Source organism: Aeromonas sp. s3, assembly GCF_040907805.1.
GTDB lineage: Bacteria > Pseudomonadota > Gammaproteobacteria > Enterobacterales > Aeromonadaceae > Aeromonas > Aeromonas dhakensis.
Genome location: NZ_JBFOCQ010000025.1, coordinates 55,602 through 77,111 on the forward strand (window position 1 = coordinate 55,602; position 21,510 = coordinate 77,111).

Sequence of the window (21,510 nt, forward strand, 5' to 3'; positions counted from 1 at the left end):
TCCGTTCAGCCGGCAGAAGCGGGGTGACGGTATCCCTGACTTGAATTACAGGGCAACTACGTTGGCAGCAGCCGGGCCTTTCTGGCCTTGCTCGATGGTGAACTCAACGCGCTGACCTTCTTCCAGGGTTTTGAAACCGTTGGACTGGATAGCGGAGAAGTGTACGAACACGTCTTTGCTGCCGTCAACCGGGGAGATGAAGCCAAAACCTTTTTCGGAGTTGAAGAATTTTACGGTACCAGTCACTTTGGACATAATAATTACTCTCAAATTTAGTGTTTGAAATGCCATCAGATGGCAAGTTTTGATTTTTCGTCAGCAATACGTAGGGGAAGCACTAAAGAAGGAGAATTATTCGTCAAGCATCATCGAAATAACACTTGCACTAATCACTGCTTTACTAAAATGACTGCCTAACATAAACAGGACTGAACTGCCGAACTATCGCTGTCGATTAGAACACGCACGCTTTGTTAAAGCAAACTTTATCTCTCAGTTGGTACTCTGTGCCGGATGACTGGATTTTCAGGACGATTTTACCTTTTATATCAATAGCATGAATATCCATTTCAGGTGCGTTTCGGGTTGTGGTGAATCCCTTTGTGCGAAGAAAAAACGAGATAAAGGGTCATGCGAGTCGACAGATAATGTCACGTCAAGGGTCAGAACCTTCCCCTTCCATCATGAAAAAGCCAGCCCGTCGACAGGGCGTGGGCTGGCTACATTCGGTTGAAACGGCATGATCAAGGCTTCTTTCGAAAGCGATTGCTGACGGAGTCAACCCAGCTGAATGTCTCGGGCAGTACCTGATTGGCGGCCCGTTCCTTGGCCTTGTCTCTTGCGAGTTGTGCCGCCGCTTTCGCAGCTGCTGCCCGGTCTGCGACCACCTTGAGCCGGCCTTCCTCGCGTATGCGATTGCGTTCGGCATTGGTCAATGGGTGGTCCGCGTTGGCCTGTGCTTTTTGCAGCAGCAGGGTGATCCCGGCCTTTTCGGCGTCGGTGAGATCCTTCATTTCCAGCTTTTTCACGGCGTGTACCTGATGACGGGGAGGGAATACCCTACCACGTCACCTGGCTGTTTATTGTGCTGTCGATGGCATTCCCGATGATTTCCCCGGTTGGACTAGGCGTGACCGGTTGGTTCGACATGGATCAGCACGATGGCGTGGGGCAGATGGCGCTGGATCCCCTGCTCTATGCGGTCACAGATGGCGTGGGAGTGCTCGATGCTCATCTCCTTGGGCAGTGTCAGGTGGAAGTCGATATGGCGGCGACGCCCCGCCTGACGGCTGCGCAGATCGTGGAAGCCGCCGTGCTCAGGGCAGCACTCCTCGATCACTTGGGTGGTGATGGCCAGCTCCTCCTCGCTCATGCTGTGATCCAGCAGGGGCTGGAAGGCCTGGTTGAGCATGGCGATGGCTTCTCTGAGGATGAAGAGCGCGACGCCGATGGCGACGAGGGGATCCAGCAGATAGAGGTTGTAGCCCAGCGCAGAGGCGATCCAGATGCCGAGCAGACCGGCCGCCACCCCGAGCGAGGTCAGCACATCCGCCTTCAGATGCAGGGCATCGGCGGCCAGCGCCACCGACTCTTCCTCCTTGGCGACCCGGTAGAGATAGGCGGAGACGCCGCTGTTGACCAGCGCCGACAACAGCATGACCAGCACGCCGAGCCCGACGCCTTCGATGGGAGTGGGGGTGATCAGCTTGCCGACGGCCTCGAAGATGATCCAGCCGGCGGCCAGCAGGATCAGCAGCGCTTCGATCACGCCGGAGACATTCTCTATCTTGTCGTGGCCATAGGGGTGGCGCGGGTCGGGTGGAATATCCGACTTGCGCACGGCCACCAGCGCGATCAGGGCGGCCACCAGATCCATGGCCGAGTGGATGGCTTCGGAGATGATGCTGACGGAACCGCTCAGTATGCCGGCAATTATCTTCATGACAATCAGGCTGATATTGGAGCAAACCGAGACCAAGGCGGCTCTGGTTTTTCTGGTCATGGGATATCCCTATTCTCGATGAAATAGTTTGAAAATAAGGCCTGATAATATCAGCTTGCGTTAATAATGACTTCTTGAGGTTGTAACTTTTTGTTTCCGGCGATAGTGAGAATGCTTATCCAAATTAACACTGCTCGTTTAAATAATAGTTATTTTGGTTTTTGGTTATTTATTTCAGGTGGTCACCAAATAATATTGATAATCGCTACTTTATAAGGCTTCCAGTGTTTTTACGGCCGTTCCTTCCCCGCCCAGGAGTGCCTGACGGGGGTCATCGGCCCCGGTTTGGCGCGGCGTGACGGATGAGGGTGGATTCTTGCGCAAGATTGGGGGTATGCTGGATTGAGTGCGATCTTGGGATCGTCACTGAAAGCGTACTGTAGTCTACGATTCGGATGGCATGCTGGAACCTGGGTTCCAACTGTCTGGGTAACATTTTTGGAGTTTGATGATGAGTAACAAAGAACATCACAACGGCAAAGATGCCAAGAAAAAACCGCAGATGTCACTGAAAGAGAAGCGCGAAGCCAAACGTCAGAAAGCAGAACTGAAAAATGGCAGCGCGATGAAGTAACGCTCCCCATGCTGTAGTTCCTTTGGAGCCAGTAACAAAAAGCCAGCCTGTTTCGGGCTGGCTTTTATGTTTTTGATGCTGGCTCAGGGGGTGGCGCCGTAGCTGGCAAATATCCGTTCGTAGCGGCCATCGGCCCGCATCTTGCCGAGCTGGCGATCAAACCAGCGTTGCTGCGCGGCCTGGCGAAAGGCGAAATGGTAGTGGGTGGGAGCGAACAGATCATATTGTCTGACCCGGCTTGGGGCATAGAGCTCGGCGCCATACTTGCTGGTGGCCAGTTGCGCCAGATAGTAATAGAACACCCGTTGCTCCAGGATCACCGCATCCACCCGCCCCAGCATCAGTCTGTGCACCTGTCCCTGCTGCTTGGCGACCTCCTCGTAACGGGGATTCTGGTCGGCCATGCTGGCGAAGGCTCCCCCCAATACCTGGCGTGCCCGCTGAAAGGCGCTGACCCTCAGCTCTTTCATGTCGTCCAGCGTGGCGATGTGGGTCTTGCTCAGGGTGAACACCCGGTTGTGAAAGGCGATGACGGGTTGCGACAGGAAGACGTTGTCGAGCATCCCGGGTTTGACGTTGATGATGGCATCGAGCCTGCCGGACTCCAGCATGCGAAAGGTGCGCTCCAGCGGCAGATATTCGAAGCTGGGTTCGTAGCCGCTGCCACGAAAGGCTTCGCGCAGCAGATCGAGCTCGATGCCGCGTCCCTCTTCCTCAATCACATAGGGGGGAATGGCGAAACTGACCCCCACCCGCAGTGGCTCGCCGGCCAGCAAGAGGGGAGAGTGAAACAGCACGGCAAGGCTTGCCGCGAGCAGCAGGATACGAGACAAAAACCCCATGCGTTCTCTCTGACAAACGAATTGCCCTGATGATAAACCCTGGGCGGGCGACAGGGGGAGCAGGGTCGGCGACTCTGGTCGGGGGAGCCGGCTTGCGTGTCGCGCCTGCGTCAATAACGGGCAAAAAAAGGCCCTGCGTGAACAGGGCCCTCTGAACTGTGAGCTTCCCTTAAAAGGGGATGTCGTCGTCGAAATCCATCGGCGGCTCGTTGTATACCGGCGGAGCAGATTGCGGCTGCTGGGCCGGACGGCTATAACCGCCCTGCTGTTGCTGCATGTTCTGCTGCGGAGCCGGGCGGGACTGGTTCATCGGCTGCTGGGACTGCATGCCCTGTTGCGGCTGACCCCAGTTGCCCTGGGACTGACCGCCCATGCCCTGACCGGCGCCTTGCGGACGGCCACCCAGCATCTGCATTACGCCGCTGAAACCATCGACCAGCACCTCGGTGGTGTAACGCTCCTGGCCGCTCTGATCCTGCCACTTGCGGGTCTGCAGCTTGCCTTCCACATAGACCTGGGAACCCTTCTTCAGGTACTCGCCCGCCACTTCGGCCAGCTTGCCCATGAAGACGACGCGGTGCCACTCGGTACGCTCTTTCTGCTCACCGGTCTGCTTGTCGCGCCAGGTGTCGGAGGTGGCCAGGGTGATGTTGGTCACGGCACCGCCGCTCGGCATGTAGCGCACTTCCGGGTCTTGCCCCAGGTTACCGATCAGAATGACTTTGTTGATGCCTCGACTGGCCATAATCTCTCTTCCACCCTTTGTATTCCGGCCAGGCCATATGCCCGGACCAATTCAACATTTCGTTTGTTTTCTGCGAGATACGCAAGAACGCCGCAGGCGCTTGCGACTCATGTGATGACTGAACCCGGGTTGGCTCGCTTGTCGACTGCCATGCCGTTTCCAGATTTTGCCCGCAATAGTAACAGTTTTTGGGGAGAAAGACGTCTTCTTCGTCGCCAGCTTCTCCGGACCGAGGGGTTAACTTACACGAGGCGGGCCTTGGCCAGCAAGTGAGCCGCAGAGGGGGACACTTAGCATCGAAACCCGGGCGCGAAAAGTGAATTCGATGACGCTGCGACAGCCCCTGTCTGCCCGGATGCCAGCATTCCACCCAAATGGGGGGGGGCTGCTAGTTATTTGTATTGCTTGGAAAATTGGTGAGTTTCAAAGGAGGCGCATCGCCGTCTAATACTTTTTTAATGCTGCACCCCACGGGGGGCTTGGTACTCTCTGCTGCCGAAAAAAACCATGGCCGCAATGTTCAAGGACCAGCCTTTCATGAGCACCCCATATCCCATCGTACTGGTAACCGAAAACAATGTGCAGGCAACCAGCTTCCAGAACTATCTGGCGGAGCAGCTGGCACTGCCCATTGTGCTGGTAAGCACCCTGGAGGAGTTGCCGCAACCGGACGAGCTCGAGCCTCGTCCGCTGTTTCTGGTCGATCTGGACTACCTCAAGTCGAGTCAGCAGGCAGGATGGCCGCGGGAGATCTCCAGCAGCTTCGGGGAGGCCAATACGGTGCTGCTCAATGCCCCGACCAGCACCGATCGGGAATTGCTGCTGATGTGGCCCCATACCAGCGGACTCTTCTTCTGTCAGGATCCGCTGGACCGGCTGGTGCTCGGCATTCGCAAGGTGCTGGAGGGGGAGTACTGGATCCCGCGCCACCTGCTGTGCGATCTGGTCAACTACTACCGCAAGGGTGGGGAACATCACCTGCGCAACCAGACGCTGCTGACCGTACGCGAGCAGGAGATCATCCGCTATCTGATGACGGGCGCCTCCAATACCGAGATCGCCGACAGCCTGTTCGTGAGCGAGCACACCATCAAGTCCCACCTCTATAACGTCTTCAAGAAATTGAACGTGAAGAACCGCTTGCAGGCGGTGAGCTGGGCCAAGGAATATCTCTGAAATCGATGGGGATGATGGATAAAACCTGTCTATTCATCCAGTAGTCTCTATGCCATACTGACTCGCTCAGGTTTCCGTATCGAGCGTGCAACAAGATGGAAAAGATCGTGGTCCGGGGTGCTCGCACCCACAACCTCAAGAACATCAATCTGACCCTGCCCCGCGACAAGCTGATCGTGGTCACCGGCCTCTCCGGTTCGGGCAAATCCTCTCTGGCGTTCGATACCCTCTATGCCGAGGGGCAGCGCCGCTACGTGGAGTCGCTCTCCGCCTATGCCCGCCAGTTCCTCTCCCTGATGGAGAAGCCGGACGTCGACCATATCGAGGGGCTTTCGCCCGCCATCTCCATCGAGCAGAAGTCCACCTCCCACAACCCGCGTTCGACCGTCGGCACCATTACCGAAATCTACGACTACCTGCGCCTGCTGTTTGCCCGGGTCGGTGAGCCGCGCTGCCCGACCCACGCCATTCCGCTCGCCGCCCAGACCATCAGCCAGATGGTGGATCAGGTGCTGGCCCAGCCGGAGGGGAGCAAGCTGATGCTGCTGGCCCCTGTGGTACGCGATCGCAAAGGGGAGCACACCAAGCTGCTGGAGAATCTGGCAGCCCAGGGCTACATCCGTGCCCGCATCGACGGCGAAGTATGCGACCTGTCTGACCCTCCCGCGCTGGAGCTGCACAAGAAGCACACCATCGAGGTGGTGGTGGATCGCTTCAAGGTGCGCGATGACCTGGCCCTGCGTCTGGCCGAATCATTCGAGACGGCGCTGACCCTCTCCGGCGGCATAGTACTGGTGGTGCCCATGGACGGCGAGGAGGGGGTCGCCCCCATGACCTTCTCCGCCAACTTCGCCTGCCCGGAGTGTGGCTACTCCATGTCGGAACTGGAGCCGCGCATTTTCTCCTTCAACAACCCGGCCGGCGCTTGCCCCACCTGTGACGGCCTCGGGGTGCAGCAATATTTCGACCCGGCCAAGGTGATCGGCGATCCGGCCATCAGTCTGGCCAACGGCGCCATCCGCGGTTGGGACAAGCGCAGCTTCTACTACTTCCAGATGCTCAAATCCCTCTCCGAGCACTACAAGTTCGATCTGGATACGCCCTGGGAGGATCTGCCGGTCAAGACCCAGGAGGTGATCCTGCGCGGTTCCGGTCGCACCGAGATCGAGTTTCGCTACATGAACGATCGCGGCGATGTGGTGGTGCGCAAGCACTCGTTCGAGGGGATCCTGCACAACATGGAGCGCCGCTACCGGGAGACCGAATCCAACTCGGTGCGTGAAGAGCTGGCCAAATACATCGCCAACAAATCCTGCACCAGCTGCGGTGGCAGTCGGCTGCGGGAAGAGGCGCGCCACGTCTTCGTCGACAACCGCAACCTGCCGGCCATCGCCGAGCAGTCCATCGGCGATGCGCTGGCCTTCTTCGAAGGGTTGAATCTGACCGGCCAGCGCGCCCAGATTGCCGAGAAGATCTTGAAAGAGATCGTCGAGCGGCTCGGCTTCCTGGTGAACGTGGGTCTCAACTACCTGAGCCTGTCCCGCAGTGCCGAGACTCTCTCCGGTGGTGAGGCGCAGCGGATCCGGCTGGCCAGCCAGATCGGTGCCGGTCTGGTGGGGGTCATGTACGTGCTGGACGAGCCCTCCATCGGCCTGCACCAGCGGGACAACGAGCGCCTGCTCAAGACCCTGACCCATCTGCGCGATCTCGGCAACACGGTGATCGTGGTGGAGCACGACGAGGACGCCATTCGCCTCGCCGACCATGTGCTCGATATCGGCCCGGGGGCGGGGGTGCACGGCGGGGCCATCGTCGCCCAAGGGACGCCGGAGGAGATCATTGCGAACCCCGAGTCGCTGACCGGTGACTACCTCTCCGGCCGCAAGCAGATCGCCATCCCGGCCGAGCGCACCCCGCTCACCGGCAAGTGGCTGAAATTGAAGGGGGCGAGCGGCAACAACCTGCGCAACGTCAACCTGGACCTACCCATCGGGGTGATGACCTGCGTCACCGGCGTCTCCGGCTCCGGCAAGTCGACCCTGATCAATGACACCCTGTTCCGTATCGCTCACCGCGAGCTGAACAAGGCGACCGAGTCCACTCCTGCCCCCTATCGCAGCGTCGAGGGGCTGGAGCACCTGGACAAGGTGGTGGATATCGACCAGAGCCCCATCGGCCGTACCCCGCGCTCCAACCCGGCCACCTACACCGGCCTGTTCACCCCGATCCGCGAGCTGCTCTCCGGCACCCAGGAGGCGCGCTCGCGCGGCTACCAGCCGGGCCGCTTCTCTTTCAACGTGAAAGGGGGCCGCTGCGAGGCGTGTCAGGGGGATGGGGTCATCAAGGTGGAGATGCACTTCCTGCCGGACGTCTACGTGCCGTGCGACGTCTGCAAGGGCAAGCGCTACAACCGCGAGACGCTGGAGGTGAAGTACAAGGGCAAGAACATCCACGAGATCCTCGAGATGACGGTGGAAGATGCCCGCGAGTTCTTCGATCCTGTGCCGGCAGTGGCGCGCAAGCTGCAGACCCTGATGGACGTGGGCCTCTCCTATATCCGCCTCGGTCAGTCGGCCACCACCCTGTCGGGCGGCGAGGCGCAGCGGGTCAAGCTGGCGCGCGAGCTCTCCAAGCGGGATACCGGGCAGACCCTCTACATCCTGGACGAGCCCACCACAGGGCTGCACTTCCACGACATCCAGCAGCTGCTCAAGGTACTGCACCAGCTGCGGGATCGCGGCAACACCATCGTCATCATCGAGCACAACCTGGACGTCATCAAAACCGCCGACTGGATCGTCGATCTGGGGCCTGAGGGGGGTGCCGGTGGCGGCCGTATCCTGGTAACGGGGACGCCGGAACAGATCAGTCGTTGCGAGGATTCTCATACGGCCCGCTTCCTGGCACCTCTGCTGGCCAGGTAAAGCGTTCAATAATTGTGACAAGGGGCCCTGGGCCCCTTGTTTTTATTGTGGTAATTCAGTGACCTCTCGGCGGGCCTATCCTCCATACTTGGGGCAAGACCCTTCCCGCTTCGCATTGCCATTCAAAGGATATTGGCGCCCATGGCTCAACCGTCCCGCTCCATCGACCATCTGCTGGCCTACTCCATGTTTCCGGTCTGGGCCGGAGCCATCCTGATGCTGCTCATCGTGATCGCACTGGCCCAGGTGCCGGCGGCGCAGCGGGTCGAGGAGCGGCGGATGGAGGAGCACCTGCAGCGGGTGATCAGGGCGGTGCAGAACGACATCGGCGCCATGAATGCCTTTACCCGGGACTGGGGGATCTGGGATCAGAGCTACCATTTTCTGGCCCACCCCAACCAGGCCTACATCAACTCCAATCTGCTGGTCGACACCCCGATGCGGGACTTTGAACTCAACGTGCTGAGTTATATGGATTTGCAGGGCTCTGAAATCTGGACCCGCACCCTGTTGCCAGACGCGCCGGACACGGATACCACCCTGTTGCCCTCCTTTCTGGACGATCTCAAGCTGCAGCTGCTGCGTGAGTCACGGCAGGCGGGCATCAGCAACCTGAGTGGCGTCAGGCGCTCCCAGTGGGGACCGCTCATCTTTTCGCTGCAGCCGGTGACCGATACCCTCGGCAGCGTCAAACCCAACGGCTATCTGCTGGCGACTCGCTGGCTGGACAAGCGCTATCTGCAGGATCTGGGGGAACGGACCGCGCTTACGCTGACCATAGCCCAACCAAGAACGCGCGAGCATCTGGGCTCCTTCAAGCCACTTGGGCCGCATATGAGCTACCGGCTGGTCGATCTCGGGTTGCAGCAGGTCAGAGGGGAGGGGTTGCTGCTCGACAACGACGGCGAGCCTGTATTGACCCTGATCGTGGACGAGGAGCGGGACGTGTTGCTGGGGGCGATGGAGGGGGCGATCTGGACCTTCATCGGCATGCTGCTGATAAGCTTCGCCTGCATTCTGATGGCACTGGCCCGGCTGCGGGCCATCGTGCTGGGGCCGATCGGCGAGCTGGTGGGGGCGCTGAACCAGTTTACCGAAAAGCAGGACGCGAGCGTGCTGCCCATCATCGACAGCAGCCAGGAGATGGCGCTGCTCAGCCGCAAATTCCGCGAGATGGCGGCCAGGATCAGCCTGCACCACAGTGCCCTGCAGGCCCACTCCTCCCGCATGGAGGTCGCCGCCTATACGGATCCACTGACTCATGCCTTCAACCGCCGTTATCTCGATGAGTGGTTGCTGAACCGCCAGGATCCGGCGGCAGGCTGGGTGCTGGTGATCCTGGATCTGGATCACTTCAAACGGGTCAACGATCGCTTCGGCCATGACATCGGCGATCTGCTGTTATGTCAGCTGGCCGAGCTGTTGCGAGGGGCGCTGGATGAGGAGGAGCCGCTGATCCGGCTGGGTGGCGAGGAGTTCATGCTGTTGCTGGCCAGAGAGGAGCCAGGACAAGTGGCGGGACGGATCGAGCGCCTGCGCCGCAAGATCGCCGACTGCCGTTTCGGGCGGGAGGAGCTGCCGCTGCGCATGACCGTCTCGTTGGGATTCTGCGATTATCCTCTGCATGCGGAGCTGGAGGACTCTTTCTGGAGTCTGAGTTTCAAGCTGGCGGACATGGCCTTGTACCGGGCGAAACAGGAGGGCCGGGATCGCTGGCGTGGATACAGCGGCGAGCTGGGGCGGGCACAGTGGAGGTTGAGCCCGGAGCAGCTGGCGGAAGGGGAGTGGCTGTTGTGCCAGGCCTCCCACGCCAACCAGCCGGTCTAATGGGTCAGGATCAGCAGGGCCATGCCGAGCACGAAACCCAGCAAAATAAACAGAAAAGAGCCAATGCCCCAGATGGCTGCCAATATGGCTACTATTTTGTCCCTTCTGGTTTGTGGTTTCATAAAGAATTACTTACAGCCCGGCTACATGGCCCGCAAAAATACTCTTGTTGGACGAGTGAAACAACCGTTTTCAGTTGTTTTTACCCGCAATAAGATATATTGAAGTTATTTCTTATTGTTGTTGGTAAGGCGGTAAATCTATCCATTTCATTGTTTTTGTTTGGTATTTTTGGTGTTTTTCTCGATACTCAGCATGGTTGGAAGCTGCTGTACACATCTATCTATTTCTTGGTAACGTTTGAGCTAAATCAATAACTCGGCATTCACATCCCTTTATAGTTTTCGGGCTTGCAACATATAAAACGAAAACTAAAAGGAATACGTGATGAAAAAGATCCTTCCTCTGATGATCGCAGCAGCGCTTGCGTCCCCCGTCGCCATGGCTCACCAGGCCGGCGATTTTCTGGTGCGTGGCGGCCTGGCTTTCGTTTCTCCGCAAACGAGCAGTGACAACGTGCTGGGTACCGGCGAGCTGGAAATCGACAGCAATATGCAACTGGGTCTGACGCTCTCCTATCTGATCACCGACAACTGGGGTGTCGAGCTGCTGGCGGCCACGCCCTTCTCCCACTCCGTCTCCACCGCCGGTCTGGGCGAAGTGGCCAAGGTCAAGCACCTGCCGCCGACCCTGATGGCGCAGTACTACTTCGGTGATGCCAACAGCAAGGTTCGCCCCTATATCGGTGCCGGTATCAACTACACCACCTTCTTCGACGAGCAGGGCCGCGGTGCGCTGGATGGTACCGACGTGAGCGTTGACTCCTCCTGGGGCATGGCTGGTCAGGTCGGTCTGGACATGGCGATCAATGACCGCTGGTTCGTCAACGCTTCCGCCTGGATCATCGATATCGATACCGATGTGCACACCGCCGTCGGGACCATCAATACCTCCATCGATCCCATGGCCTTCATGTTTGGTGTCGGCTATCGCTTCTGATAGGACACAGGGTTGGCCTCCCCACGGGCCATTACAGCTAGCATGTCTCTTTGGCCCGGCACAGTCCGGGCCCTTTTACGTACAGGCCACTCCCCGCCAACTGTGATCCAACCCCATATAGATCAATAAAATACCCTCTGTCTCCCCTCTATAATTCGCCCCTTGTGCCGATAGTGTCTATGTTCACGTTACCTTTCCCCCACGAGTGAGGATGTCTCCATGGGTTTATCTATTGTGCAGCGGATCATCGCCGGATTTGTGTTGATGCTGCTGCTGTTGATCCTGCTGGGTGTGATCAGCACCCTGAAGATCAGGGGCATCAACGACGGTTTGTCACAGGTTTCCGACCGGGCAACCCCCCTGGTGATTGCGGTGGCCGGTCTGAAGGGCGCCCTGCAGGACAGCAACCGCTGGGTGCTGGTCTACCGGACCAATGAGGATGGCAGTCAGTTGCCGCAGCTGGCCAGCCAGTTCAAGGAGCAACAGGCGCGTTTCAGCCAGCTGAGCCAGGAGATGGACAAGTTCAGCGGGGTGACCGAGGCCGGTTCCCGCTTCCAGCAGGTCGATGCGGCGACCAAGCAGTTCTACGGCCTGGCCGAACAGGTGCTCTCCCAGCACAGTCAGTGGGTCAATGCCCAGGATCAGCGCCACAAGCTGGAGATTGCCTTCATCCGGCTGGAAGACACCTACCAGTGGGCGGCGGACTTGTTGTTGCAGCAGACGGCCAGCAAGCGCTCCATGCGCAACAAGGCGGAGCTCATCACCTCGGGCATCGCGCGCGACCTGAAGAACATTCGCCGGGCCGATGCCAAGACCGACCTCAACGAACTGGAGAAGGTGCTGAGCAAGGACATCGAGATGGCGCGCAAGCGGCTTGACCGGGTGCTGGTGCCGGATGATGTGAAGCAGCGCTTCGTCTCCAACCTCGACCGGATGCAGGAGCTGGCGCTCGGCCCGCAGGGGCTGCTCGCCACCATGCGCAATGCCCAGCAGCTGGCCGCCTCGCTGCAGACCCTCAATCAGCAGCTCGACGCCAGCCTGATCAACAGCCTGGGGCTGCTCGACGAGATGGGACAGTCGGCCGGCTCCATCGCCAGCCAGAGCCGTACCACGGCGGATGACGCGGTCAGCAGTGCCAGCTTCTGGATCCTGATCGTGGCCGCCATCTCGGCTGCCGCCGCCCTCATCATCGGCTATACCACGGCGCGCAGCATTCAACGTCCGCTGCAGATGATCAACAAGGAGCTGGATTACATGGCGGCCGGGGACATGACCCGCCGCATCAATTACCGCAGCAGCTGCGAATTCGGCGCCCTGGCCCGTTCCATCGACGTGCTGGCCGGCAAGACCGGCGAGCTGCTCTCCCAGATCAATGCCGGCTCCCGTCATCTGGTGGAGGAGGCAAGCCGCGCCGCCGAGATCAGCGAAAGGGCGGTATCCCGGGTGCAGGATCAGAAGAGCCAGACCGATCAGGTGGCTGCCGCCATCACCGAGCTGGAGGTGAGCGCCACCGAGGTGGCTCGTTCCACCGACGGCACCAAGCGGGAAGTGGATCTGGCGGATGACGAAGCCAGAACCGGTCGCCAGAAGGTGGCCACCACCCGTCGCATCACGGAACAACTGGCCGGAGCCATGGAGGAGGCAGTCGGTATCACCTACAAGCTGGGCGAATTCAGCGACAACATCGGCAGCATTCTCGACGTGATCCGCAGCATCGCCGAACAGACCAACCTGCTGGCGCTGAACGCAGCCATCGAGGCGGCGCGGGCCGGTGATGCCGGTCGCGGCTTCGCCGTAGTGGCCGACGAGGTGCGGGCGCTGGCCAACCGGACCCAGACGTCGACCGAAGAGATCCAGGCGATGATCGAAAACCTGCAGAGCTCGAGCAAGCTGGTGGTGGAGGTGATGGGACGCAGCCAGGAGCAGACTCACAGCTGTGTCGAACAGACCCGTGAGATGGATGCGGCCTTGCAGTCCATCGCCGATCGGATGAGCGCCATCAAGGCGATGGCGGATCAGGTGGCGCACGCGGCTCAGGAGCAGATCTCGGTCAGCCAGGGGGTGGCACGCCATATCTCCGGCATCGCCGAGGTGGCCTACGAGACCGAGCGGGAGGCACGGGAGTCGGCCAGCAGCAGCGAGGTGCTGGCGGATCTGGTGGCCAAGCAGCAGCAATTGATCGCACATTTCAAGGTTTAGGAGGGCTTATGTCTAACAAGTGGATCGGGGCCCTGAGTCTCCTGTTGTGTGGTCAGCTGATGGCCAGCGAGCTGGTGATCGAGAGCTGGCGGATAGATGACAAGGCCTTGTGGGAGCAGAAGATCATCCCTGCCTTCGAGGCCTCCCACCCGGGCATCCAGGTGAAATTCAACGGGGTGCAGAACGTCGACTACATGCCGACCCTGTGGGCCAGCCTGAAAGAGGGCAAGGCGGGGGATCTCATCACCTGCCGGCCATTCGATGACTCCCTGGCCCTGTTCAAGGCGGGCCATCTGGCGGAGCTGACCGAGATGTCGGGGATGGAGAACTTCCCGAGCTTTGCCCAGTCACCCTGGCAGACCGACTCCGGCGCTCAGACCTTCTGCGTGCCCATGGCCTCGGTGATTCACGGCTTCTTCTACAACAAGAAGATTTTCAGTGAGCTGGGGCTGAGCGTGCCACAAACCCGGGATGCCTTCTTCGCTGCGCTGGACAAGGTGAAGGCCGATGGCCGCTACGTGCCGCTGGCCATGAGTGGCTCGGAAAGCTGGGTATCCTCCGAGCTCGGCTTCCAGAACATAGGCCCCAACTACTGGAAGGGGGAGGATGGTCGGCTGGCCTTGATCGGTGGGCAGGAGCGTTTTGACAACCCGCCCTACATCAAGGTGTTCGAGGAGCTGGCGCGCTGGCGTCCCTACCTCGGCGAAGGTGGCGAGAGCCGCGACTATGCCGCGACCAACGAGCTGTTTACCTCGGGCAAGGCCGCCTTCTACGTGGCGGGTTCCTGGGAGATCGCCCCCTTCACCGGCAAGGTGGACTTTGGCGTGATGCGCCCGCCCGTGGCGAAGCAAGGTGATGGCTGCTTCTTTACCGATCACACCGACATCGGGATGGGCATGAACCCGGCCAGCAAGAACAAGGAGGCGGCCATGGCCTTCCTGCAGTGGCTGACCACACCCCAGTTCGCCGAGCTCTATACCAACTCGCTGCCCGGCTTCTTCTCCCTCTCCAACCACTTCTTCGAGGTCACCAACCCGGCGGCGAAGGAGATGATGGAGTGGCGGGATCAGTGCGACTCCACCATCCGGGTGGCCACCCAGATCCTCTCTCGCGGTACGCCCAAGCTGGGGGACGAGCTGGCCGAAGTGAGTCAGGCCGTGCTGCTCGGCAAGATGGAGCCCAAGGCGGCAGCCGATCGGCTGGAGCAGGGACTGAAGGGCTGGTATCCGCCCCATCAGGGCAACAAGGTGAAAGGGGCAGATTGCCAGTGTGACGCTCCTGCCGCCGTGCCTGCGGTGTCGGCCGAAGCGGCGACCACCGAGCCTGCTGCTGCACCTGCCGCGACGCCGGCGGTGACAGAGACACCAGCCGCCCCGGCGCCGTCAGCAACGCCTGCCACAGCGGTATCTGCGGCGGCGGCCCCGCTACCGGCGCCGTCGGCCGAGGTGGAGCAGGCGCTCTCCAACGAGCTGGAAACGCCGCAGCAATAGCTGCCGGCAGATACATAACGGGAGGCATCAGCCTCCCGTTTTCTTTGCTGCCTGTGGTCTGATTCATTGCTCCGTACGGGGCCAGCGGCAGAGACTGCCGATGCGGGCCACCGGGGCAAAGCCGAGCGAGCGATAGACCCGCTGGGCGTGATAGTGCTCGTCAGCCACTATGATGAGCCGGTCGACCCGCGTCAGCCCGTGCCTGGCAACCTGGCTCAGCAGCTGACGGCACAACCCCTGATTGCGCCATGCCTGCCGGGTGCGCACCAGCTGGAAGCGGCCCAGGGTGTCGGTGAAGAAGAGACCGCAACTGGCGACCAGCTGTTCCTGTTGCCAGATCCCCCACCACTGACCCAGTCCGTCCCCGATCATCGCCTCATATAACTGGCGGCGTGACTGCAGATAGGGCAGGTAGCTCTGCTCCGAGTGGCCGGGATCCCGCTCCTCCAGTTCAAAGGTCAGCCACTCGTCCCAATCGGCCGGGGTAAAGGGGCGCGCAGCCACCGTCGCGGCTGGCGGTTGCCAGTTTGTGGCCTCCAGTGCCAGCACCACGCACTCCATGTACTGGTATCCCGCCGCCACGAAGCCGGCGACCCGGCTGTTCTGGCCGGCCGCGAGAGGCCACTGGAAGGTGCGGTGTCTGACCCGGGGATCCTGCCCGATCAGCTTGTCGAAACTGGCCTCGAGCCAGCCCTTGTCGTGATCGCTGGGGGGAAAGGGGAGCAGCAGATAGTTGCCGAAGTAGTAATCGGGAGCATCGGGAGTGCGCACGGCCCAGAACTGCTCATGATCGACCACGTTGCCTTGATAGCGATCGAACAGCAAGTCGGTGGCAAAGCCGGGGTGGGTGTCCATGATGATGCTCCTGCGAATGGTTCAATTGGTTATCGGCAGGAAGAGGAAGAGGTTGAAAAGGGGCCGGAGAAACCTCCGGCCAAACAATCACACGCAGATTCAGAACGTCCAGGACGATCTGCGTTCATCATAACGCGACTCGCCGGATTTTGGGATGGGGTGCCAATCGTTACTTTGGCTTTATTGCCAAATAAAAATCGGCGGCCTTCATCTCGCTGTAAAACAGTGTTGACTTTGTGCCATTTTCTCATAAAGATAAAAAGACGTTTAGACGTCCAAACATCCGTTTTGACGTAGAGGAATGGATTGCAGGGCAGGGAGAGAGCAGATGGGATTTCACAGCGCACGTCAGGTTGAGGCACTCAACCAGAGTCTGGCAGATTTGAGTGGCGACATATCGGTCAGTTTCGAGTTTTTTCCGCCCAACAGTGAAGGGATGGAAAATACCCTGTGGCAATCCATCGAGCGATTGAAGGTGCTGGAGCCCAAGTTCGTGTCGGTGACCTATGGCGCCAACTCGGGCACCCGGGATCGCACGCACAAGGTGATCAAGGACATCAAGGAGCGGACCGGTCTGATCGCCGCCCCGCACCTGACCTGTATCGACGCTAGCCGCGACGAGCTGCGCACCATTGCCCGTGATTACTGGAACAGCGGCATCCGCCATATCGTGGCGCTGCGCGGTGACCTGCCCCAGGGGCTGGAAAAGCCGGAGATGTATGCCACCGACCTGGTAGCCCTGCTCAAGGCCGAAGCGGATTTCGATATTTCAGTGGCTGCCTATCCGGAAGGTCACCCGGAAGCGCGCAGTGCGCAGTCGGATCTGCTCAACCTCAAGCGCAAGATTGATGCCGGTGCCAACCGCGCCATTACCCAGTTCTTCTTTGACATCGAGACCTACCTGCGTTTTCGGGATCGCTGCGCCGCCATCGGCATCGATGCCGAAATCGTGCCGGGGATCCTGCCGGTCTCCAACTACCAGACCCTGGCCAAGTTTGCCGGTTTCACCAACGTGAAGATCCCGCGCTGGATGCATCAACGTTTCGAAGGGCTGGATGATGATCAGATGACCCGCAACATGGTGGGGGCCAGCATCGCCATCGATCAGGTACGGGTGCTGAGTCAGGAGGGGGTGAAGGATTTCCACTTCTATACCCTGAACCGCTCCGAGCTGACCTACGCCATCTGCCATACCCTGGGGGTGAGGCCGAAAGGCCAGCCGTAACGGATCGTGGGTACAAAAAAAGCCAATGAGTCGCTCATTGGCTTTTTTGCTATGGCGACCGATCAGGGTCTGGTGGGGGCGATCTCTTTGGGTTCGAGGTCGATCACCGCATTGCCGGCGGCGCCGGGGTATTGGTGATAGCTCTGGTCCTGCTCCAGGGTGTAGAAGGTATCCAGATAGTCATCGTTGTTGGTCATCCAGGAGTCGGGCAGCGCCTTGACGATACGGCCGCCGAGATCGAGGAAGGGCAGAGCCTCGGGCACGCCGCCAGCAGTGAAGGCCAGCTTGAGGGCATCGATGAACAGGCCGCTCAGCTCCTTGTAGTTGACGTTGTCGTCCTGCTCCATCATGACGATGTCGACGGCACCCCAGCGATAGCGATCCCAATAAACCAGGATCTGGTTGGGGGTGTAGTCGGTGTTGTCATAGTCGAGATAGGGCATGTCGACGATGTCGACCACGGGCTCATCCCGGCTGGGATTGACCCCTGCGACCACCGCATACACTTCGGCCGCACCCAGCAGCCAGGGCTCCTGATCATCCTTCAACCGAATTTTCTTCAGGATGCTGGTCTTGAGCGGCGCCGTGCTGGCAGCCGCACGGGGAGCCACCTGCATGTCAGCGGCAGCCAGCGCCTTGCGGATCACCTTGAGGCCGGCGTTCTTGGCCTTGACGGGATCGGCCTCAACGACCAGGACCGGACGGGCCGGTGCCTTGTCCACATCCAGATAGACGGGGTTGCCGGCGCTGTCGAAGGCTTCGATGGCGCTCCAGCTCTTCTCATCTCCGCTCGGTACATAGGCGACCAGCGGCTCGACACCCTGCTGCAGCGCGGCGGCCTGTTCCGGGTTGGCCAGTCGCAGTTGCATCAGCTCCTTGACCTCACCGTCCAGCCCTTGCCGGCTGATGGCTGCCTGGTTGGCATCCCGGGCCTGGCGTTTCAGGCGCGGACTGGCCTTTTGCAACAGGTTGGGCAGTGGGCTCTGGTACTCCTGATTGCTCAGCAGCGGCAGCAGGTTCTTCTGCTGCAGCGCGAGCTGGCGGGCCAGCTCCCGATCGGTGTCGGCAGCGTGGGCGGTGGTGGCGCCCAGCAGTGCCAGTAACAAAATGACAGCCTGATTCCTCATTATTATTCTCCAGTTTATGAGTCTGACATGAGGCACACATCGGGGAAGAAGAAGTGCCTCACCACCACTTAATGGCAATTAGTTTCAGCTGTGAACCAAATTCTCTGAATTATGTGCGGTGTCTCACGGGGGGCTCCCCAGATGGTCAGGTCAGTTTCTCCGCTGGTTGACTTGATGCAGGATGATGCCGACGAGCAATCCCCAGCAGGCGGCGCCGATGCCGAGCAGGCTGATGCCGGATGCGGTGATGATGAAGGTCAGCAGGGCGGCCTCACGGGCATCGTCGTGTTGCAATGCGGTGTGCAGGCTGCTGCCGATGGTGCCGAGCAGCGCCAGACCGGCGACACAGGTCACCAGCGTGGCCGGGAAGGCCGTGAAAAGGGCCGCCACCGTGGCCCCGAAACAGCCGGTCAGCAGGTAGAAGCCGCCGGCCCACACCGCCGCGGGCCAGCGCCGGTTGGCGTCCGGGTCCACCTCTTTCCCCATGCAGATGGCCGCCGTGATGGCCGCCAGGTTGAAGGCGTAGCCACCGAAGGGGGCCAGCAGCAGGCCGGTCAGGCCGGTCCAGGTGATGAGAGAGGAGGTAGCGGGTTGATAGCCGTGGGCTCGCAAAATGGTAATGCCGGGCATGTTCTGGGAGGTCATGGTGACGATGAACAGCGGCAGGGCAATGCCAAACAGGGCATCAAAAGAGAACTCTGGCCAGACCATGGCCGGGCCGGCCAGTTGCCAGTGAATGGCGTCAAGCTGTAGCTCCCCTCGCAACAGACAGATGAGGATCCCGACTGCCAGCACCAGCACCATGGTATAGCGTGGCCAGAGATGGCGGCCGAGCAGGAATGCCAGCAACAGGCTGCCGAGCAGCAAGGGATCGGCTGGCGCAACCTTGAACAGATCCAGTCCGAACTTGAGCAGCACTCCGGCCAGCATGGCCGCCGCCAGTTGGGCCGGGATATGACGCATCAGCCGATCGAACCAGCCGCTGATGCCGCAGAGGGTGATCAATAGAGAAGAGATAACGAAGGCGCCGATGGCCTCGGCCAGGGTGAAGTTGCCGAGACTGGTGATGAGCAGGGCGGCACCCGGGGTCGACCAGGCGGTCAAGACAGGGATGCGGTAATAGAGGGAGAGGCCGAAGCAGCTGATACCCATGCCGATGCCCAGCGTCCATAGCCAGGAGGCGAGCTGGGCAGCATCGGCCCCCGCTGCCGTGGCTGCCTGAATGATCAGGATGACCGAACTGGTGTAGCCAACCATCACGGCGATGAAGCCGGCGACCAGGTGGGGAAGGGCAAAGGGCATGGTGACGTCCTTGTGGGGTTGTGACGGCTTGTGCGTTATTGCGTACAATATTGCTTCAGACTATATCGCTGTGCGCTATAGCGCACAAGGCGATTCAAGCAAGCGCAACAAAGAGGCAGTCATGCAAGAGAGGAATCAGCATCTGGCCCAACGTCTAAAAGGCTTGCGCAGCGAACTGGGCTGGAGCCTGGATGTAGCGGCGCGGGAAACGGGAGTGAGCAAGGCCATGCTGGGCCAGATTGAGCGGGGGGAGTCGAGCCCGACGGTGGCCACTCTGTGGAAGATTGCCACCGGCTTTCGAGTCTCTTTCTCCAGCTTTATCGAGCCGGCTCCCACGGCGCAGGACGATGTGCTTTATCGCACCGCCGATGCCATTCGCCAGCAACCGGCGGGAGAAGGCATGCAGGTCGCTCCCCTCTTCCCTTATGAGGGGCGTTTTGGTTTCGAATTGTTTGAGCTGACTCTGTTGCCCGGCTATCAACGAGAGTCAGAACCCCATGAACCCGGGGTGACCGAACATGTCATTGTCATCAGCGGCCAGATGGAAGTGCTGGTGGAAGGGGAGTGGCGCTCCTTGACGCAGGGGGAGGCGGTGCGTTTCGCGGCCGACCGCCCCCATGGCTATCGAAATCAGGGGGTGGCCCCTGCCATCTTCCACAATCTGATCCACTATCCGGCCAGCAGATCTTGACCATCACGGGTCAGCCAGGACGCCCATCTGCCCGGGGGCTGGTCAGTATAGGGGCATAGACCCAGACAAACAGAGCATATGCCAGGCTCCAGGCAAGGCCGCTCAGGTTCCAGCCGTACAGGGTATAGGCCGGCCAGAGCAGCGGGATCAGCACCCGGAGCAGGGCGGCCATGATGACCAGCCCGAACGCGCACTGGATCCTGCGCCCCACCTGCAAGGCCCGACCGCTGTGGCCGAGGGAGACCCTGGCTATCATCCCCATGATCATGGTCCCCATGCAGCCGGCACTGAGCAGGTGGCTGGCCAGCGACAGGCTGATGGGCAGGCCGGCCGCCAGAGCACCAAGGGCGAGCAGACCGAGAGGAATAAACAGGTAGGCTAGGTGCAGCGACCACAAGAGGGGTTGGCCAAGGGTGGACGGCAGTCGCCAACGCAGCTGGCGCCACAAGTGCAAAACGGTCGCCACTATATATAGAGGAAGCATATAGAGGCTGGTCACCCATGGGGTGGGTAGCAGCAGCCAGCTCACCAAGGTGAGCCACAGCGTGGCAAGGGAAGCCCGTTCCAGCCAGAGAATAGGGACGGCTTTTTCCATCCCGGTGGCTCTGGCGGTAAAGAAGGGAATGACTCGCCCTCCCATCACGGCGATCAGAGTCGTAAACAAGAGCACAGTGGTGATGAGCAGATGTTCCAGATCTGCCCACTGTGTCTGCCACAGCCAGCTGGCGGCGTTGAGCAGGGTCAGAACGACAAGCAGAGGCACAAAGAAGAGGTTGCGCCACTGCCTGGTTACCACTATGGGTTTGGCCAGATACCAGGCGCAAAGAGGCAGCCAGAGCAGGTCTGCCGCCATCAAGAAAGTGTTGTGTTCACCCAGCCAGGGCAGCAAGGCCCTCGGCAATGCCCACAGCGCGACGACCAACACCAAGGGCCAGCTCCTGACCCCGGGGTGAGCGGTCCAGTTTTGCACTGCCGTCAGCAGAAATCCCGCGACGATCGCCGCCCCGAAACCAAACAACATCTCGTGAGCATGCCACCAGATGGGGTTGCCAATCCCCGTCAGAACGAACCAGCCATTGAGCTGCCCCAGCCAGCCCAGCATCGCCAATGCCGAGAACAAGGCGCCAAGCAGAAAGAAGGGCCTAAACCCGAGACGGAACAGAGGAATGATTTTCTCCTCTTTGCGGCTATCCAGGATCTGATGCATGGCGAGACCTTAATTGAACATTTGAAAAGCCAATTATAAAGTGGCTTTTCAAATGTTCAATTTAAATCCAATGAAAGCCCGAAATGGTGGTGATGAGCGCGAAATAGAACCGCTTTGCTGCATATCTGAGCGAACGAGTTTTTTTGGTGAAAAAGCCCTTGTCATCACGACGCGCCTCCCTATAATGCGCCCTCACCAGCACGGCAGAACACGCCAACCTGATGAGCTCGCTTCCTCGTGAAGCCAGCGCCGAAAGAAAAGCGAA

General features: G+C 60.0%; 19 protein-coding genes. 9 read left to right on the plus strand and 10 right to left on the minus strand.

Annotated elements, in window-relative coordinates:
• Window positions 1-45: 45 nt before the first annotated feature.
• The 3 genes from AB5Y98_RS12720 to AB5Y98_RS12730 form a co-directional block, all read right to left on the minus strand.
• The gene (locus tag AB5Y98_RS12720) at window positions 46-255 is read right to left on the minus strand and encodes a cold-shock protein (RefSeq protein WP_005306081.1); all 210 of its coding nucleotides are present in this window, start codon (window positions 253-255) and stop codon (window positions 46-48) included.
• 488 nt (window positions 256-743) lie between these two features.
• The gene (locus tag AB5Y98_RS12725; RefSeq protein WP_017785534.1) at window positions 744-1,028 is read right to left on the minus strand and encodes a DUF3811 domain-containing protein; all 285 of its coding nucleotides are present in this window, start codon (window positions 1,026-1,028) and stop codon (window positions 744-746) included.
• Between the two features lie 95 nt (window positions 1,029-1,123).
• A complete protein-coding gene (locus tag AB5Y98_RS12730) occupies window positions 1,124-2,002 on the minus strand; it encodes a cation diffusion facilitator family transporter (protein ID WP_010635891.1) in 879 nt (292 codons plus the stop codon).
• Window positions 2,003-2,453: 451 nt separating this feature from the next.
• Here AB5Y98_RS12730 and AB5Y98_RS12735 point away from each other — a divergent pair, with 451 nt between their 5' ends.
• Window positions 2,454-2,576 (plus strand): hypothetical protein, encoded by a 123-nt coding sequence (locus tag AB5Y98_RS12735; RefSeq protein ID WP_005306071.1) that lies wholly within the window; start codon window positions 2,454-2,456, stop codon window positions 2,574-2,576.
• 83 nt (window positions 2,577-2,659) lie between these two features.
• On the opposite strand, the gene AB5Y98_RS12740 is transcribed toward AB5Y98_RS12735, so the two are convergent.
• On the minus strand, window positions 2,660-3,418 hold the full coding sequence (locus AB5Y98_RS12740) for an ABC transporter substrate-binding protein (RefSeq protein ID WP_017782171.1): 759 nt from the start codon (window positions 3,416-3,418) through the stop codon (window positions 2,660-2,662).
• A gap of 169 nt (window positions 3,419-3,587) precedes the next feature.
• Window positions 3,588-4,163, minus strand: coding sequence for a single-stranded DNA-binding protein (locus AB5Y98_RS12745; protein WP_005306061.1), 576 nt, complete (start codon window positions 4,161-4,163; stop codon window positions 3,588-3,590).
• 516 nt (window positions 4,164-4,679) lie between these two features.
• Between AB5Y98_RS12745 and AB5Y98_RS12750 the strand changes: the two genes are divergently transcribed.
• The 6 genes from AB5Y98_RS12750 (at window position 4,680) to AB5Y98_RS12775 (ending at window position 14,838) form a co-directional block, all read left to right on the plus strand.
• Window positions 4,680-5,339: a LuxR C-terminal-related transcriptional regulator gene (locus AB5Y98_RS12750; RefSeq protein ID WP_368232022.1), complete on the plus strand. Its 660-nt coding sequence runs from the start codon at window positions 4,680-4,682 to the stop codon at window positions 5,337-5,339.
• A 95-nt stretch (window positions 5,340-5,434) separates the two neighbouring features.
• Window positions 5,435-8,263, plus strand: coding sequence for an excinuclease ABC subunit UvrA (gene uvrA, locus AB5Y98_RS12755; RefSeq protein WP_123245675.1), 2,829 nt, complete (start codon window positions 5,435-5,437; stop codon window positions 8,261-8,263).
• Between the two features lie 141 nt (window positions 8,264-8,404).
• Window positions 8,405-10,090, plus strand: a complete 1,686-nt coding sequence (locus AB5Y98_RS12760) for a diguanylate cyclase (RefSeq protein ID WP_368232015.1) — start codon at window positions 8,405-8,407, stop codon at window positions 10,088-10,090.
• Between the two features lie 447 nt (window positions 10,091-10,537).
• Window positions 10,538-11,149: an OmpW family outer membrane protein gene (locus AB5Y98_RS12765; RefSeq protein WP_005306049.1), complete on the plus strand. Its 612-nt coding sequence runs from the start codon at window positions 10,538-10,540 to the stop codon at window positions 11,147-11,149.
• A 219-nt stretch (window positions 11,150-11,368) separates the two neighbouring features.
• Entirely contained in the window at window positions 11,369-13,348 is a 1,980-nt protein-coding gene (locus AB5Y98_RS12770; protein ID WP_099360445.1) for a methyl-accepting chemotaxis protein, read from the plus strand.
• Window positions 13,349-13,356: 8 nt separating this feature from the next.
• Window positions 13,357-14,838: an ABC transporter substrate-binding protein gene (locus tag AB5Y98_RS12775; RefSeq protein WP_139431582.1), complete on the plus strand. Its 1,482-nt coding sequence runs from the start codon at window positions 13,357-13,359 to the stop codon at window positions 14,836-14,838.
• A 63-nt stretch (window positions 14,839-14,901) separates the two neighbouring features.
• Here the strand turns inward: AB5Y98_RS12775 and AB5Y98_RS12780 are convergent, their stop codons facing one another.
• Window positions 14,902-15,693 (minus strand): GNAT family N-acetyltransferase, encoded by a 792-nt coding sequence (locus AB5Y98_RS12780; RefSeq protein ID WP_368232016.1) that lies wholly within the window; start codon window positions 15,691-15,693, stop codon window positions 14,902-14,904.
• Window positions 15,694-16,021: 328 nt separating this feature from the next.
• Between AB5Y98_RS12780 and metF the strand changes: the two genes are divergently transcribed.
• Window positions 16,022-16,918, plus strand: coding sequence for a methylenetetrahydrofolate reductase (metF, locus tag AB5Y98_RS12785; RefSeq protein ID WP_368232017.1), 897 nt, complete (start codon window positions 16,022-16,024; stop codon window positions 16,916-16,918).
• Window positions 16,919-16,980: 62 nt separating this feature from the next.
• Here the strand turns inward: metF and AB5Y98_RS12790 are convergent, their stop codons facing one another.
• Both AB5Y98_RS12790 and AB5Y98_RS12795 read right to left on the minus strand, forming a co-directional pair.
• Complete coding sequence (locus AB5Y98_RS12790; RefSeq protein ID WP_011707631.1) at window positions 16,981-18,045, minus strand: DUF3103 family protein; 1,065 nt, start codon at window positions 18,043-18,045, stop codon at window positions 16,981-16,983.
• 150 nt (window positions 18,046-18,195) lie between these two features.
• Entirely contained in the window at window positions 18,196-19,347 is a 1,152-nt protein-coding gene (locus AB5Y98_RS12795) for a benzoate/H(+) symporter BenE family transporter (protein WP_368232018.1), read from the minus strand.
• 121 nt (window positions 19,348-19,468) lie between these two features.
• Here AB5Y98_RS12795 and AB5Y98_RS12800 point away from each other — a divergent pair, with 121 nt between their 5' ends.
• The gene (locus tag AB5Y98_RS12800; RefSeq protein WP_368232019.1) at window positions 19,469-20,038 is read left to right on the plus strand and encodes a helix-turn-helix domain-containing protein; all 570 of its coding nucleotides are present in this window, start codon (window positions 19,469-19,471) and stop codon (window positions 20,036-20,038) included.
• A 10-nt stretch (window positions 20,039-20,048) separates the two neighbouring features.
• On the opposite strand, the gene AB5Y98_RS12805 is transcribed toward AB5Y98_RS12800, so the two are convergent.
• Window positions 20,049-21,245 (minus strand): NnrS family protein, encoded by a 1,197-nt coding sequence (locus AB5Y98_RS12805; protein WP_368232020.1) that lies wholly within the window; start codon window positions 21,243-21,245, stop codon window positions 20,049-20,051.
• A 61-nt stretch (window positions 21,246-21,306) separates the two neighbouring features.
• On the minus strand, window positions 21,307-21,510 hold a 204-nt coding region (locus AB5Y98_RS12810), incomplete at its 5' end, for a hypothetical protein (RefSeq protein ID WP_368232021.1).

Bases quoted from the DNA above. Each gene is read 5' to 3' on its own strand.
- metF (WP_368232017.1), top strand. From the start codon at position 16,022: ATGGGATTTCACAGCGCACGTCAGGTTGAGGCACTCAACCAGAGTCTG.
- uvrA (WP_123245675.1), top strand. From the start codon at position 5,435: ATGGAAAAGATCGTGGTCCGGGGTGCTCGCACCCACAACCTCAAGAAC.
- AB5Y98_RS12780 (WP_368232016.1), bottom strand. From the start codon at position 15,693: ATGGACACCCACCCCGGCTTTGCCACCGACTTGCTGTTCGATCGCTAT.
- AB5Y98_RS12805 (WP_368232020.1), bottom strand. From the start codon at position 21,245: ATGCATCAGATCCTGGATAGCCGCAAAGAGGAGAAAATCATTCCTCTG.
- AB5Y98_RS12775 (WP_139431582.1), top strand. From the start codon at position 13,357: ATGTCTAACAAGTGGATCGGGGCCCTGAGTCTCCTGTTGTGTGGTCAG.
- AB5Y98_RS12770 (WP_099360445.1), top strand. From the start codon at position 11,369: ATGGGTTTATCTATTGTGCAGCGGATCATCGCCGGATTTGTGTTGATG.
- AB5Y98_RS12745 (WP_005306061.1), bottom strand. From the start codon at position 4,163: ATGGCCAGTCGAGGCATCAACAAAGTCATTCTGATCGGTAACCTGGGG.
- AB5Y98_RS12750 (WP_368232022.1), top strand. From the start codon at position 4,680: ATGTTCAAGGACCAGCCTTTCATGAGCACCCCATATCCCATCGTACTG.
- AB5Y98_RS12765 (WP_005306049.1), top strand. From the start codon at position 10,538: ATGAAAAAGATCCTTCCTCTGATGATCGCAGCAGCGCTTGCGTCCCCC.
- AB5Y98_RS12720 (WP_005306081.1), bottom strand. From the start codon at position 255: ATGTCCAAAGTGACTGGTACCGTAAAATTCTTCAACTCCGAAAAAGGT.
- AB5Y98_RS12740 (WP_017782171.1), bottom strand. From the start codon at position 3,418: ATGGGGTTTTTGTCTCGTATCCTGCTGCTCGCGGCAAGCCTTGCCGTG.
- AB5Y98_RS12730 (WP_010635891.1), bottom strand. From the start codon at position 2,002: ATGACCAGAAAAACCAGAGCCGCCTTGGTCTCGGTTTGCTCCAATATC.
- AB5Y98_RS12800 (WP_368232019.1), top strand. From the start codon at position 19,469: ATGCAAGAGAGGAATCAGCATCTGGCCCAACGTCTAAAAGGCTTGCGC.
- AB5Y98_RS12735 (WP_005306071.1), top strand. From the start codon at position 2,454: ATGAGTAACAAAGAACATCACAACGGCAAAGATGCCAAGAAAAAACCG.
- AB5Y98_RS12790 (WP_011707631.1), bottom strand. From the start codon at position 18,045: ATGAGGAATCAGGCTGTCATTTTGTTACTGGCACTGCTGGGCGCCACC.
- AB5Y98_RS12795 (WP_368232018.1), bottom strand. From the start codon at position 19,347: ATGCCCTTTGCCCTTCCCCACCTGGTCGCCGGCTTCATCGCCGTGATG.
- AB5Y98_RS12760 (WP_368232015.1), top strand. From the start codon at position 8,405: ATGGCTCAACCGTCCCGCTCCATCGACCATCTGCTGGCCTACTCCATG.